The organism is Domibacillus iocasae (assembly GCF_001750285.1).
Taxonomy (GTDB): domain Bacteria; phylum Bacillota; class Bacilli; order Bacillales; family Domibacillaceae; genus Domibacillus; species Domibacillus iocasae.
Window position 1 is genome coordinate 371,363 of sequence record NZ_MAMP01000024.1, and the last position, 13,049, is coordinate 384,411.

Sequence of the window (13,049 nt, forward strand, 5' to 3'; positions counted from 1 at the left end):
CCGATTTTGCCACAGCTCCTTCTGTTTTCTTTTATTCAATAGGCAGGAGGATACAAAACGTCGTCCCGGCTTCTGACGTAGATGTTAAGTTAATGGTTCCTCCGTGGCTTTCAATCATCCGCTGAACAAGAGGCAGTCCAAGTCCCGTGCCGCCTTCTTTTGAAGTGGAAAATGGATCAAACAACGTTTTTTGCATCTGCTCCGTTATACCAGGTCCTGTGTCCTGCAAATCAATTCGATACCACCCATTTTCAACCGTTGATTGAATCGAAATATGTCCTTTTTCCTCAATCGCTTCCATGCTGTTACGAATCAAATTATGAAAAATTTGCTTCATTTGATTCGGGTCAACATGCAAAAGCTGCGGATCTAATGCAAGTGTAAATTCAATATCTTTTTCGGCTGACTGTGTAATAAGCGGCAAAATGTCCCGAATTAAGTCTTCCAGCCTTACCTCTTTTAAAATCGGGGCTTCCGGTTTAGACATGAGCAGCATGTTTTCAATAATCGCATTGATCCGACCCAGCTCCTTCAATACAAGCGGGATATAGTATTGTTCTTTTTCCTTGTCTGAAAAGGAATTCTCCATTAATGTCAGAAATCCTTGAATAACAGCAAGCGGATTTCGGATTTCATGCGCTGCTCCTGCCGCCATTTCTCCCAAAACTGCCAATTTTTCTGACTGCCGCATTCGCTGTTCCAGTTCATTGACTTGTGTAAAATCGATAAAATAAAAAATTCGGCCGATTCTCTCTTCCTGATCATTAAATAATTCGGTCTGCGACACAAGTAGCTGATACAATTTTTCATTCATCGAAAAAGAAATTTTTTCATTTTGACAAATTCGCTTAGACCGTAAAATATGCCAAAATGCCTTATTTTGATTAAAATCGGTTTCTGCCAAATATTGAAAGGTGTCTTCCTGCGTATTTAACAGGTGCTTCGCAAAAGTGTTTAAAGAAAAAAGACCCGTTTTATCATCACTTGTTATAATCCCGACAGGCAATGAATTTAAAATTTGTTCCCGATATACTTTTCCGGCGGTAATCGTTTCAAACGATTCTTTTAAACGCACGGACATTTTATTAATGGAGTCTGTGACGGTTTTCAGCTCTTCCTGCTCCGCCGCTGTTACGATTAAGCCGTAATGACCGCTTGCAATCGCATCCACACTCCGAATCATTTTTTCGATTGGTTTCGTCAGCCCTCTGCTAATCCAGTAAGCACCATAAATAGACAGAATGAGTGCGACTGTGGTGAAAAACAGTAAAACAAGAAGAGCCGTTTTAATAATTTCTGAAAAACGGTTTGCCCGACCACTTAATGACGAAAGCGCAGCGGCCTCTTTTTCTTCCAGCTCTACTTTTAGCCGGTTGAGTTCCGGTAAATATTGTTCCGTTACATAAGCGGCTGCCTTCTCATTGTTGCCGTTAAGCAAAAGACCCTTTACATTGTTTTCGATCAAAAAATCCAAACGGTCAATGTCACGGCTAAATGGTTCAAGCGTTTTTGGAATGGCAACTTTCTGTCCGCTTATCGGCTGGACGGTCTTCTCATCCTGCTCCTCATAGGCTCCGATCAGCGTACCGCCCGAGCTGCCCGACAAATAACTTTCCACAATATATTTTTTTATATTTATGTCTTCTTTCCAGTACGAAATCCACACAACTTCAGGGATATCGGTTTTATTAATCCGATGCCCGACGGTTTGAACGTCTTCAATAGACTGCACGAAAACGAGCGAAAACCCGCTTAATAATAGTGTATTTACTAATAGTACCGTTAAAATTTTATGACGGAAAGACATGTGGATAAATCGTTTTTTCATAACTTGCTTCCTTTTGCATCAGTTCAGCTTGTCAATTTCGGCTTGAATCCGCTGCTTTTCTTTTTCCGTGTACATAGGACCAAGCGGTGCAAGTGAATACACGCCCTCCTCATTTGTCAGCATCGCAATACCACCCGGCATTCCTTCTTTACTAAAGTAATCATTCATGATCGCCTCGTAAACTTGCGGTATATCGTTTACTATACTGGTCAAAACGACCTCTTCCCCTATGTATGATTGATTATCCATATAGCCGATTACGTAAACTCCCTGTTTCAGTGCATAATTAATGACCGCCCGGTTAAATTCATTCCCTCTAGAATAAAGAACATCCACGCCACCGTCAATCATTTCTTTGGCAATTTGAACGGCTTTCGTCCCGTCTTCCCAATCGCCGACGACTTTATAATAAAATTCAGCCTCCGGCGCGAATTGTTTAAGTCCTTTTTCAAATCCCGGATGAAACAGCCGGTCTTCTACCGGGTCGATTAAGCCGATTTTATTCGTTTTCGTTTTCATAGAAACTGCCAGAGCTGCAATCCGCTCAATCTCAATAGAGTTCTGATTATACGTATAAGCGGTATGGTTATTTCTTTTCGCTTCTCCATTTAAATGCGCAAACTGCACATCCGGATAATCGGCGGCAGCCTCATCAAAAGGCCTGGCATACTCACGCCCGTGACCGATAATTACTTTTACTCCTCTTTGAACTGCCTGGTCAATGATTTCCCTCATTTGTACCTCGGACCGTATCTCACTTACCAGCTCCGCTTCAACCGGAAACTGGTCTTCTATTTGTAGCATTCCTTTATAAGCAAGGCTGCTCCAGCTCTGGTCTTCTATCGCATCAGCTGTTAAAATACAGACTTTCACTTGGCTTTCTTTGCGGACATCCGTTTCTTTGTTTATAATCTCTTCTGCTTTTAAACTGACCATGACGATGATAGTGAAAGCCGCGACAAAAGCCCCTGCCAAAATGAGCCTCCCCTGTTTGAACATTAGCATTGAACACCCCCTAATCAGCTTATTTATCGGAAAGTACTATACTATGATAGTAGGTCATTGCTTGACAAAAATCGATACTTTTCTTTCCCACTATGGCATCTTTTTGTCGTGCATTTTATTGAAATTATTTCCTAATAATAAAAAAAGGGTTCATTTGATTATTGATTGTCAATTAAAAAGTACAGATGACGTACAGAAATTAATTAAAATTGCGCAAGGACATTCATTCGATGTGTACACGCAAAGCGGCAGCCGCATGTTTAATACAAAAACTCTTTTGGTCTTATATACACTTCAATTGCTGTAGAAGATGAGATGGACACATCATTGCTTCGGAAAAAGCTGGATGCTTTACAAAACAGATAATAACTTTTAAAAAAAGACGCCGGTGTGGCGTCTTTTTTTATGTTAATGGTGATGGTGTCCGCCTTTTGACGAGTTGGTGACGACAAATCCTTCTTTTGGAACGTAGAAATATTGAACAAAAATGCCGTCTAGAAATTCTTCACGGCTGTCGAGTAAGATATCGATCTCTTTATCGGTATGAACAACCACATCATGCTCTTTTTGCGTGTCGAGCAAAATGGCATAATGCGCATGGTTGCCGTGATTCTCCGTCACTTCAACACGAATCATTTTGTTCTCCGCTTCCGGCGTTTCAAGCATTTTTCTCAATTCTTTGGCTGCTTTTTTATTCACTTTACATTTCATTACATGATCTCCTCTCAATTGCTAAAGAATATAGACTTCTTGTATTTTATCGCTTACTGAAGGAAAAGGCGAAAATCCTGCCTGCAACCGATCGCTATGACTGAAAAAAGCTTCCTGACTTAAGTCAGGAAGCTCAAAGTATGGATAAAGTTAGAAAGCGGGCCTTTACAAAAAGCCTGAGCTTATAAAATGACTTGATCGTTTTTAGAAAGCAACAGGATTTTGCCGTTGTCGAGCCGCTCTTCGTATTTTTGGGCCTCAGCAGGGCTTAAGCCGACTTCTTCCATCTTCGCTCGAAGCGTATCGCCTGTGCTGCGGAATAAGTTTTTCATCGCCGTGCCGGCACCCGTTTCATCCATGCCGATTTTCTCCGCTTTTGAACGATCCGCTACTTCATTGGTTACATCTCTTTCATGAGCGAGAACATATACTTCTTCGTCCATTACTCCTTTAGAATAAAGGAGATTAGCTCCTTGTACAGCTTCTTCAACAGTAGAGTATTCTTTTACAAGTGTCATAAAATGTTTCTCTCCTTTTTAATGGTTAGTTGCTATACGTCTTCAATGGTAGTTTTCACGTTCTGAAACACAATAAACATAGAAAGGAGAATTTGAGACTTTCGACACACCACTGTTGCTCAGCAATTTTTATTTCGACTAACTCCTGCTTTTCTTTTATGCGCTTCTTATCATCCTTTAGCGCTATCGTTTATAAACAAGGCGCATGGCTCTTGTTCATCCGTTTTTGATCTTCTATTTTTTCACGTTTTGTTAAAAAAAACGGATTAAGGCCCTTTTCCTCTCACAAGGAAATCAAGTCCCGAATAAACTAAAGCAATAGATTCCCTTTGCACTCCTCAATATGGAATTTTTAAGACCTAATCACACAACGCTCTTTTCTATTTATCTAATAGTTAATAAAAAACATTTTTTAACAATATGTATAGCTGTATGTAAAAGAGTATGAGAAGACCAATACAGCTAAATGGTCAAAGGAGGAAAACCGTGAAAATAGCACCTATTATCGGCATCACAAGTTCGTTTGTCCGTAAAACGTTAAATTCTGAAGGAGTGTACGTTCACCACGACTACCACCGGGCAGTACTCGCAGCCGGGGGCGTCCCCGTCATCCTGCCGCCCGCCCCCTTACATGTCATTCCTTTCTACCTTAGTATGTGCGATGGTTTTATCTTAAGCGGCGGGGAAGACGTTCACCCGATGCACTACGGGCAATCCCCCCATGAAAAACTAGGTCCTGTTTTTTCTGAACGGGATGAATTTGAATTGAGGTTAACCGCTTCGATTTTAGAGCAAAAAAAACCACTTCTGGCCATCTGCCGCGGCCTGCAGCTTATCAATGTGGCACTTGGTGGTACATTATGGCAAGATATCCCAACACAGGCACCCAGCAACATTCTTCACTCACAAAGCAGCCACCGTTCCGTTCCCATCCATCAGGTGACCCTCGCCGGCCATTCACGGTTAGCAAAAATCATTCAAGAAACCACGGTAAACGTAAACAGTCTGCACCACCAAGGAATCGAGGCATTAGGAAAAGGGTTGACAGCCGTTGGCCACAGTCCGGATGACTTGATTGAAGCAGTGGAGATGGAAGGGGATGTATTTGTAATCGGGGTGCAGTGGCATCCTGAATCAATGGTGCCAGAGAGCATCGAGATGCGCAGGCTCTTTTCTCACTTTATCCATTCCATTCCCGTCTAGTAACAACAGTGGTCAACAAAATGCTTAAGCGGCCCTTAGATTCTTTGATGATATCTAAAGAAGAAGAAAATAACCAGGCTATGACGGATGCCTTTTCTGAATGAAAAAAGACATATACCGGAGTCTTCATCCCTTAGATCAAGATTTCGGTATACGCCTAAACAATCTAACAAATGAATCAAAAAATAAGTATTTCCTTAAAAATGAAACGAGCGCGCTCCTATTAACAATTGAAGCGCGCCGAAAGCTTGGTTTTTATCTTTATCTGCTTGACAGAAATATGATGACGGTTATTTAGCCCGAAGACTTTCCCAAGTTTCTTTCAGCCACTTGCCAAATTCGGCGCCTTTTTCGCCTTCATACGTATCGTATACGTCAAGCCGCATCTTTTTAAGCTTTTCTTCAAACTCGTCAAATGTATGATCTTTCGGCAGGCTTTTTTTAATGCGCAGCAAAATTTTCGAAACATCTTTGATTGCGTCGCCTTTTTTCTTCGGCGGCTGCGATACATCTTCGCCCCACTTTTTAAGCTCGCGATAAGCGGCATCCTGTACTTTAAAAACTGTATCTGTGGCCATAATCCGTTTTAACAACTTGATTGTTGACTCACTCTTCGACTGTCCCAGTTCTTCCACCGCATCTAGACGTCCCCGCCAATTCGACTTGCGATCAGCTGATTTTTTCAATTCTTTAAAATTTGGAGGCACTTCGCTTTTTACTTCTTTGTTAGTCAAACAGTCCAATCTCCTTCGATGCCAAAATCAATTTGACAAAATAATGTTCAAACGCCATTATAGCACGATTTTACAGGTCAAAACATTTTATTCACAGCTTTACCTAAATCCGCAGAATGATACATCCATCATTTTCACACAAGATGCGATGATAATTTTCGTTTCATGTTTCATACTATATGGGCGGAAACGCATATTTCAGCTGTGACTGGAGGGGAAGAGATGAGGAACAAAGCAAAAGATTTCTCCGTTTCATCCATGAAGGGCGAGGCCGGAAAAGCACGGGCAAAAGCAGAATACGCATCCAAACGAGCAGATGGAACCATTAACACCCATCCACAGGAACGGATGAAAGCATCAACAGACCGGACAGAATAAGGGGAGGCGTTATAATGGGAAAAGATGAACATAAAACAGGCAGCCGCGGCGGTCGCGCGCTTTCACAGACTCCCAAAAATTTAAAAATACCGGCGGATACAGTGAATGAAGAATATGCCCGGGAGCTTGCGGAACTGACCAGTTTAAGACGAAAAAGATTGAGCCAAGACAAGGCATCTAAGAAAATTTAATTTCGATTTTTTGGAGGTAATCAAATGGACGTTCAACGAGCGAAACAAATCGTTTCTACTCCATCATCAGATGTGGAGGTTCAATTTAACGGAGTGTCCGTCTGGATTGATCAAGTCCATGAAGACTCAAAAACGGCAACGGTCCACCTGCGCGGCCCCGGAGAAGAACGGACAGAAGTTGGAATAGAGGACCTGAAAGAAGTCACTCATTAAAAAAGAAGCTGTCTCCTTTTGTAAGGAGACAGCTTCTTTTTTAATTGTACAGCTTCCAATTCATTTTAACGCCCGCTTTGCTGCCAGCAGCCGCTGAAATTCTTTTTCCAGTTCGTACGATGGCTCTATACTCATTTTGCCGAGTGCTTCTGCGATTTTCATTTCGATTAACAGCAGCTGTTCTTCCGTTCCATCACGCCCAGCTTTTCTTTGTCTTTCCGTGTATTTCTTCAAAGTTCCATCAAAAACGTTTAGTTTTATTTCATGAATTGCCAGCACTTTTGTGGCGATTTTTTCCGCAAAATGTCTGTCATGCGACGTAAAAAGGACCGTGCCTTCATAATCGGTTAAAAGGGATTCTAACGCTTGAATTGCTTCAATATCCAGAAAATTCGTCGGCTCATCCAACACGAGGACGTTCATGTCACTGACAAGTAATTTTGCGAGCGCCGTTTTCACCCGTTCTCCCCCGCTTAATACTTTCACTTTTTTAAACACGTCTTCCCGCCAAAAGCCGAGGCGCGCGAGCACAATGCGAATCAGTGTTTCATCTTGAAGAGACGTTTCTTTTACGTTGTCTAAAATGGTTCGTTCCGTATCCAAAATCGTCATATGCTGGCTGAAATAGCCGATTCTCACAGCCGGAGCAACAAAAACACCGGCATCTTTGTGAACAATTTTTTTCAAAAGCGTTGTTTTTCCGCTTCCGTTTGGTCCAATAAGTACGGCTTTATCACCACCGCGAATAACAAAATCAGCCGGCTTCCAAAGAATCCGGGTTCGAACCTTTCCTTCAACCTGCTCCCCCCTGATGATCACTCGATTTTTCAAGCTTTCCTTCTCTTGTACATTCATACGAATCGGAGGCAGCTCTTTTTGCTTTTCCACTTTGTCGAGCTTTTCAAGCCTTGTTTCGAATGTTTTGGCGGTCGTCTGCAGCTTTTTTTGTTTTTTCGCAAAATACGGCTTGACGTTTCGCGCTTCAGAAGAGCCGATTGATTTTGGTTTTTTCACTGCCCGTTCCGCTTTTTTCTGTTTCGCCGCAATCGCCTGTTCCAGCTGCTTTTTCGTTTGTTCATACTTTTCATATTCCAGTTCGTACCGCTGCCTTTCCGTTTCTTTTTGAGCGGCATAAGCGGAATAGTTTCCTTTGTATATCCGAAGCCGACTTTCATCTATTTCCCATATAACGGTACAAACCGCATCTAAAAAAGCACGGTCGTGGGAGACAACGACCAACGCTCCCTGCCATTCCAGCAGCTTTTTCTCCAGCCATTCAATGTGATCTGTATCAAGATGAGTAGTTGGTTCATCGGCTAAAAGCAGTTTTGGGCTTTTGATCAGTGCTTCACTCACATAACGCTGTGTAATTTCCCCGCCGCTTTTCGCCGAATCGATTTGTTTCAGCTGTGGCAAAAGCTGTATCGTCCCATTTTGGACAATCGTTCCTTGATCCGGCTCGATTTTTCCGGCCAGTACATGCATCAAGGATGTTTTTCCACTTCCGTTTCTGCCGACCAGGCCAATCCGCTCTTTTTCGTGGATCACTAAATGATCAATTGACAACAATAGTCTTTCCCGCACCTCTAGATGAATATTATTAGCCTCTAGAACCTTCATTTTCTCATCCCCTTTTTCTTTTTGTGGAGACAAAAAAGCCCCCTATTTCTTTTCAGAATAGGAGGCATGGCAAAAAAGCAGGGATTTTCCCCTTACGAATTTGCCTAATCCTATTCTGAAAGGATCCATTGAAGGCATCACAAAAAAGCGTAACACTGCTTTTTAGAAAAACCTTCAATTAGATTACATTCAAAAAATAGGATTAGAACTTCATTCGATTGGGTCACCCTTCCGTTTGTTTGTTACAGCTAAATTAATGGAAATCTTTTGTTTTGTCAACTGCTGGATCATCAAAGTGTTTTATTTTGGTTCCTGCTCTATAATGGATCGGAGACGTGTAAGCTTGTTGTTCCAGAACCGCTCATAGTAGTGCAGCCACTCCTTCAGCTCCATTTAAAATAAAAACGCCGAATGAATCCAGGCGTTTTTCCAATCTTATTGATTATGCTTCAGCCGGCTGTGCAATTTTTTCCAGACGTTCTTCTACTTCTTCCGGCGTTAAGCCGTGTTCCGCAATATACCGGTTGCGCGGATGCGTCCGGCAATGATCCGAGCAGCTGCGCAAAAAGCGGTGTTCTGACTCTTCCGATGCTAAAATCTTTTTATTGCATTCCGGATTTGCACAGCTCACATAACGCTCACACGGCTCACCGGTAAAAAAGTCTTTCCCGACGATTTTCGGATTGACGCTGTTAACGGGTACACTGAGGCGGTCATCGAATACGAAGCATTGGCCGTCCCAGTTTTCTCCCTGGACTTCGGGGTCTTTTCCGTAAGAGACAATACCACCATGCAGCTGCATGACATCTTCAAACCCTTCCTGCTTCAGGAAGCCAGAAAATTTTTCACAACGTATGCCGCCTGTGCAGTACGTTAAAATTTTCTTGCCTGCAAGGTCTTCCCGGTGATCCCGGATCCACTGCGGCAGCTCACGGAAATTCTCCACATCCGGCCGGATCGCACCTTTGAAGTGGCCAAGATTATGCTCATATGTGTTGCGCGCATCGAGTATCACCGTATTGTCTTCTTTCATCGCCGCCAAAAATTCTTTCGGCTCCGCATAGTCTCCGGTCAGCTCCAACGGATTTATATCTTCTTCAAGGCGAAGCGTCACCAATTCCTGGCGCGGACGAACCTTTAATTTGTTAAACACGTGCCCCTCTGCTTCATCTATTTTAAACACCATATCTTTAAACCGGGCATCTTCCTTCATCGCCTGCATATAGCGTTCTGTCTGTTCCACTGTTCCCGACACCGTGCCGTTAATGCCTTCTTTCGCGACTAAAATACGCCCTTTTAACTCAAGCTCCTGGCAAAACAACTTATGCTCCACTGCAAACGTTTCTGGGTCATCTATCGGCACATATTGATAATAAAGCAATACTCTGTACATCTTTTTCCTCCATCTGTTCACTTTTTTCTTATGGTATCATATCACGTTTGGCGGCGGGATGGGGATAATCTGCTTTATATTCTGTCAGCCGAATGCGAGTCGATTTTATGTGCGCGGTGTCCACTAATTTGATGTTTCCAAACTTTTTGCTTCTTCTTCAATAAATTTCTCCTGTTTTTCTTTTGAGAGGAATAATCCTTTAAGTAAATGAATACAATTATTTTCATAGCGGAATCGGTTCATTGAGAAAATCCTAATATAATAGAAGGAAAAAATGAATTCTCCTAAAAATAATATTTGACTTTTTTGGCAAAAGAAGTATAATAAGAGTATCAAAAAGCTTCTCATAGAATATGAGATAAAACATGGTAGTATGGCCAAGCGGTAAGGCAAAGGTCTGCAAAACCTTGATCCTCGGTTCAATTCCGAGTACTACCTTCAAATGTAAAAAAGAGCGGGACAACATTTAAATTGTTGTCCCGCTCTTTTTTCATGAGATAATTCCCTGCAAAAAAGATGTCTCAAGCTTGAGACGCCCCAATTTAAAAGCTTTTTGAAGACAGCATTGCCTGCTGGCCGCTGAACCGCTCAAACAAAAAACGGTTCCCCTGCCAAAACAGTGAATGCGCCTGATCCAGCTGCGCTGATCGTTTTCCTTTTTCCAGATCATATAGGAGCACAGTGGTGTAAGGAGCATTTCCAGCAAACAGATCAAGTGCAAAGCGTCCATCCGGGCTTGCCGTCATTCCTTCGATAACCAATTCCTTTTTGTTTATTAATCGATTCAATTCGGTCAATAAAAGTAAACTGCCGACTCTTCCGGTCATACATCCAGATAGTGACACCCGCTTCTTCTGTCATTTCCTGAACACTGAACGGAAACAAAAAGTCGACAAAGCTGCGATGTTTTTCGCTCCGCCGTTTAAATCTGAGCACTCGGATGCCGTACCAGGCACTGGCTCCGCTCAAGACCGTGATAAAAATCAGAAACCAGGCAAACGGAATGGTTTCTTCATTTCGAGCAGGATCCCAGAAAATCCGGTATATGCCCATATAAAATGCACTAGCCGAAACAAATGCCATCGCATAAACATAGATCTAGCCGCTCTGATTATGAATTCTTCCTCCTTTTTTGCTCACAATCGGCATCCAAAAAATCAATAGCGCCAAGAAGTCTGCCGCAATATGCAGCCATCTGAATACACTGAACATAAATTCCAATTCACCACCTCATTTTCCAATTATCATTTTATGTGTATTATATTCAGAAGATAGAACTTACAATAGTAAAATATTGTTTAAAATCGTTTTAACTGGCGCTGTTTGGTTTTGGCGTTTATAACCACAGGCTCGCACATACAAGCAAAAAATTAAGAATGAATAATTGAAAAATAACCATCCACATTTTTCCGCCCCCGTCTCTTTTTTCTCGTTCATCTTATAAAACGAATAAAATCGGTAAATGTAACAAAAAAAAGAAATAGCCATCATAAAAAAAGATATTCCATAAGTCCGTAAATGACGGACAAGGAATATCTTTTTTGATTTTTTATGTAACGCCTGGCGGGCTTTGAACATAAGTTTTAATCTTAAAAATGAAGCCTTTAGGGACTAAAGAGCTCCCTCATTATACAGCGAACATTTCAATCCATTTAATTACATAAGCAACAGGCATTTATTCAATAGGCAGCCGGTATGCTTTTACAATAATGCCATCATTCGCCGGCTCAAAATCGTGTTGCGGCATGCGCAAAAAGCCCATATGTTCATAAAGCTGCATAGCTGCTTTCATAAAATCAGCAGTGTGCAGTCCAATGTATGGCAAGCCGCTTTGTTTTGTACGCCGAATACATTCATTTATGAGCGCTTTCGCTGCCCCTTTATTCCGTGCCTGCGGCGCAACAGCCAGCATTCTAATCTCCGGATAATCCAGCATATCCACCAGTCCTGTGTAGGCGTCTGATTTTGCTGGAAACAGCGCTACACTGCCAATGATTTGTTCTTTCTCAACTGCTACGAACAGCTCTACTCCCTCCTGGTCATCAGCATCTGAAGAAATAGCGCTTTTAAGCGCTTCCCAATGTTCTTTTGGAATGTGTTTTGCATGTTCTTCGTACGCTTTTATTCTTTGTTCTCGAATCAGTTCTACTTCATCCTGCTCTGCTTGTCGAATGGTGATCATCTTGTCCACTTCTTTCTGTTTGGTTTCTTTTATCCCTGTAAATATAGGGTCAAACAGCCCGCAGAATAGCTTTTTCGTTCTACAAATTGTTGAACCTTTTTTTAAATATCGTTACTAACATGTTACCATTGGACTGTGAATGAATAAAGTTGTTTCATATAAAAAAATGAACAAGTGATATCTGGAGGTTTTCTTCAAGGGCTGGATGGATAAAGGACTGGAACGGCATGATAGAAATGGATCTGTGTTTGATCCCATCAATTTTCTTTTACTTAACCATTTAAAGGAGTGTTTGTCTTGATTTGGAGTGATATCCTTGTCCCGATTAAATATCCAGGCGGTTTATCCGGCTATGAACCGGTCAAGCAGGAGCCTTATATGTTTGATCAGCAAGCGTGCTTTGCCCTTTACCGACATGAGGAACAGCCCCATTCAATTATGAAAGATGACCATGACCAATGGTATTTCGCTATTCGCTGGAAACTTGATACATTAACTGAGGTAAAATACGCCCGGCAGATTCACCGCCCTTCTTATATGGCCGAAAATACAACATTAAAGCTGGTCGATTATTTAGCCAAAATAAGCTGCACCCCGCAAATGAATGACTTTGATAAAGCATTTGTCCACACAACAGTCTTTGCAGACAAGCTGGATGACGTGCCACTCGACCGGCAGCTGCGGATGGCGAATGCAGATGGAGAAGACGACCCGTCTGTTATTCAGACCGTGCACTCGATTGAAAATAAATACAATGGCCAGCGGACCCGCTTTTTGTCCGGATTTGAAACGTACTCCATTGCCACTCTTACAGAAAACCGTGATTATTTGGAGCACATTCACCTGCCTGCCTCTGCTTTTCTTTATTTGCAGTATTTTGTTTACTTTAAGCAATACGGCCGGATTCCATCCAAGCAAATGATGGCTCGGCTGCTTGGCAACCTATGGGCCTCCACGCAGGCGATGAATTCTGCGTGGAACTCATCGCTGTTAACCATTGAACAAATACGGGACCGGTAAAAAAAGACCGGGGAGAACGTTTTGCTTCTGCCCGGCTTATTCGTTTACTTTCC

15 protein-coding genes and 1 tRNA gene are annotated in these 13,049 nt (G+C 42.2%); 6 read left to right on the plus strand and 10 right to left on the minus strand.

Annotation, left to right across the window (positions count from 1 at the left end; all coding sequences use genetic code 11):
- Positions 1 to 31: 31 nt before the first annotated feature.
- The 4 genes from BA724_RS15860 to BA724_RS15880 form a co-directional block, all read right to left on the minus strand.
- Positions 32 to 1,828 carry a sensor histidine kinase gene (locus tag BA724_RS15860; protein WP_069939640.1) on the minus strand — a complete coding sequence of 599 codons (1,797 nt, stop codon included), beginning with the start codon at positions 1,826 to 1,828 and terminating at the stop codon, positions 32 to 34.
- Between the two features lie 18 nt (positions 1,829 to 1,846).
- Positions 1,847 to 2,833 (minus strand): BMP family ABC transporter substrate-binding protein, encoded by a 987-nt coding sequence (locus BA724_RS15865; protein WP_069939641.1) that lies wholly within the window; start codon positions 2,831 to 2,833, stop codon positions 1,847 to 1,849.
- 408 nt (positions 2,834 to 3,241) lie between these two features.
- The gene (locus BA724_RS15875) at positions 3,242 to 3,544 is read right to left on the minus strand and encodes an iron-sulfur cluster assembly accessory protein (protein WP_069939643.1); all 303 of its coding nucleotides are present in this window, start codon (positions 3,542 to 3,544) and stop codon (positions 3,242 to 3,244) included.
- A gap of 182 nt (positions 3,545 to 3,726) precedes the next feature.
- Positions 3,727 to 4,062, minus strand: a complete 336-nt coding sequence (locus BA724_RS15880) for a YflT domain-containing protein (protein ID WP_069939644.1) — start codon at positions 4,060 to 4,062, stop codon at positions 3,727 to 3,729.
- 486 nt (positions 4,063 to 4,548) lie between these two features.
- On the opposite strand from BA724_RS15880, the gene BA724_RS15885 reads away from it, so the two are divergent.
- The gene (locus BA724_RS15885) at positions 4,549 to 5,265 is read left to right on the plus strand and encodes a gamma-glutamyl-gamma-aminobutyrate hydrolase family protein (protein ID WP_141719962.1); all 717 of its coding nucleotides are present in this window, start codon (positions 4,549 to 4,551) and stop codon (positions 5,263 to 5,265) included.
- 290 nt (positions 5,266 to 5,555) lie between these two features.
- Here the strand turns inward: BA724_RS15885 and BA724_RS15895 are convergent, their stop codons facing one another.
- A complete protein-coding gene (locus tag BA724_RS15895; RefSeq protein ID WP_069939647.1) occupies positions 5,556 to 5,999 on the minus strand; it encodes an esterase in 444 nt (147 codons plus the stop codon).
- Positions 6,000 to 6,221: 222 nt separating this feature from the next.
- Here BA724_RS15895 and sspK point away from each other — a divergent pair, with 222 nt between their 5' ends.
- Genes sspK through BA724_RS15905 form a run of 3 tightly spaced genes read left to right on the plus strand, consistent with a single transcriptional unit; the run spans position 6,222 to position 6,781 of the window.
- Positions 6,222 to 6,377, plus strand: a complete 156-nt coding sequence (gene sspK / locus BA724_RS15900) for a small, acid-soluble spore protein K (RefSeq protein WP_069939648.1) — start codon at positions 6,222 to 6,224, stop codon at positions 6,375 to 6,377.
- A 14-nt stretch (positions 6,378 to 6,391) separates the two neighbouring features.
- Complete coding sequence (locus BA724_RS18670; protein ID WP_169818557.1) at positions 6,392 to 6,568, plus strand: hypothetical protein; 177 nt, start codon at positions 6,392 to 6,394, stop codon at positions 6,566 to 6,568.
- A 24-nt stretch (positions 6,569 to 6,592) separates the two neighbouring features.
- Positions 6,593 to 6,781 carry an H-type small acid-soluble spore protein gene (locus tag BA724_RS15905; protein WP_069939649.1) on the plus strand — a complete coding sequence of 63 codons (189 nt, stop codon included), beginning with the start codon at positions 6,593 to 6,595 and terminating at the stop codon, positions 6,779 to 6,781.
- A gap of 60 nt (positions 6,782 to 6,841) precedes the next feature.
- Here BA724_RS15905 and BA724_RS15910 read toward each other — a convergent pair whose 3' ends face one another.
- Together BA724_RS15910 and trhO are read right to left on the minus strand one after the other, a co-directional pair.
- Entirely contained in the window at positions 6,842 to 8,401 is a 1,560-nt protein-coding gene (locus BA724_RS15910) for a Vga family ABC-F type ribosomal protection protein (RefSeq protein ID WP_069939810.1), read from the minus strand.
- A 442-nt stretch (positions 8,402 to 8,843) separates the two neighbouring features.
- A complete protein-coding gene (gene trhO, locus BA724_RS15915) occupies positions 8,844 to 9,794 on the minus strand; it encodes an oxygen-dependent tRNA uridine(34) hydroxylase TrhO (protein WP_069939650.1) in 951 nt (316 codons plus the stop codon).
- 367 nt (positions 9,795 to 10,161) lie between these two features.
- Here trhO and BA724_RS15920 point away from each other — a divergent pair.
- Positions 10,162 to 10,232 (plus strand) — tRNA-Cys (locus tag BA724_RS15920).
- A gap of 104 nt (positions 10,233 to 10,336) precedes the next feature.
- On the opposite strand, the gene BA724_RS15925 is transcribed toward BA724_RS15920, so the two are convergent.
- The 3 genes from BA724_RS15925 to BA724_RS15940 all read right to left on the minus strand — a co-directional run bounded on the left by BA724_RS15925 (position 10,337) and on the right by BA724_RS15940 (position 11,976).
- Positions 10,337 to 10,540: a hypothetical protein gene (locus BA724_RS15925; RefSeq protein WP_069939651.1), complete on the minus strand. Its 204-nt coding sequence runs from the start codon at positions 10,538 to 10,540 to the stop codon at positions 10,337 to 10,339.
- On the minus strand, positions 10,506 to 10,847 hold the full coding sequence (locus tag BA724_RS15930; protein ID WP_069939652.1) for a hypothetical protein: 342 nt from the start codon (positions 10,845 to 10,847) through the stop codon (positions 10,506 to 10,508). Before BA724_RS15930 ends, BA724_RS15925 begins: the two co-directional genes overlap by 35 nt.
- A 622-nt stretch (positions 10,848 to 11,469) precedes the next feature.
- On the minus strand, positions 11,470 to 11,976 hold the full coding sequence (locus BA724_RS15940) for a GNAT family N-acetyltransferase (protein ID WP_069939654.1): 507 nt from the start codon (positions 11,974 to 11,976) through the stop codon (positions 11,470 to 11,472).
- 297 nt (positions 11,977 to 12,273) lie between these two features.
- Here BA724_RS15940 and BA724_RS15945 point away from each other — a divergent pair, with 297 nt between their 5' ends.
- Entirely contained in the window at positions 12,274 to 12,996 is a 723-nt protein-coding gene (locus BA724_RS15945; RefSeq protein ID WP_083256263.1) for a hypothetical protein, read from the plus strand.
- Positions 12,997 to 13,049: the final 53 nt, after the last annotated feature.

What these genes read in the sequence shown, in the direction of transcription:
- BA724_RS15860 (WP_069939640.1), bottom strand. Translation starts at nt 1,828, where the DNA reads ATGAAAAAACGATTTATCCACATGTCTTTCCGTCATAAAATTTTAACG.
- BA724_RS15865 (WP_069939641.1), bottom strand. Translation starts at nt 2,833, where the DNA reads ATGCTAATGTTCAAACAGGGGAGGCTCATTTTGGCAGGGGCTTTTGTC.
- BA724_RS15875 (WP_069939643.1), bottom strand. Translation starts at nt 3,544, where the DNA reads ATGAAATGTAAAGTGAATAAAAAAGCAGCCAAAGAATTGAGAAAAATG.
- BA724_RS15880 (WP_069939644.1), bottom strand. Translation starts at nt 4,062, where the DNA reads ATGACACTTGTAAAAGAATACTCTACTGTTGAAGAAGCTGTACAAGGA.
- sspK (WP_069939648.1), top strand. Translation starts at nt 6,222, where the DNA reads ATGAGGAACAAAGCAAAAGATTTCTCCGTTTCATCCATGAAGGGCGAG.
- BA724_RS18670 (WP_169818557.1), top strand. Translation starts at nt 6,392, where the DNA reads ATGGGAAAAGATGAACATAAAACAGGCAGCCGCGGCGGTCGCGCGCTT.
- BA724_RS15905 (WP_069939649.1), top strand. Translation starts at nt 6,593, where the DNA reads ATGGACGTTCAACGAGCGAAACAAATCGTTTCTACTCCATCATCAGAT.
- BA724_RS15910 (WP_069939810.1), bottom strand. Translation starts at nt 8,401, where the DNA reads ATGAAGGTTCTAGAGGCTAATAATATTCATCTAGAGGTGCGGGAAAGA.
- trhO (WP_069939650.1), bottom strand. Translation starts at nt 9,794, where the DNA reads ATGTACAGAGTATTGCTTTATTATCAATATGTGCCGATAGATGACCCA.
- BA724_RS15925 (WP_069939651.1), bottom strand. Translation starts at nt 10,540, where the DNA reads ATGACGGCAAGCCCGGATGGACGCTTTGCACTTGATCTGTTTGCTGGA.
- BA724_RS15930 (WP_069939652.1), bottom strand. Translation starts at nt 10,847, where the DNA reads ATGGGCATATACCGGATTTTCTGGGATCCTGCTCGAAATGAAGAAACC.
- BA724_RS15940 (WP_069939654.1), bottom strand. Translation starts at nt 11,976, where the DNA reads ATGATCACCATTCGACAAGCAGAGCAGGATGAAGTAGAACTGATTCGA.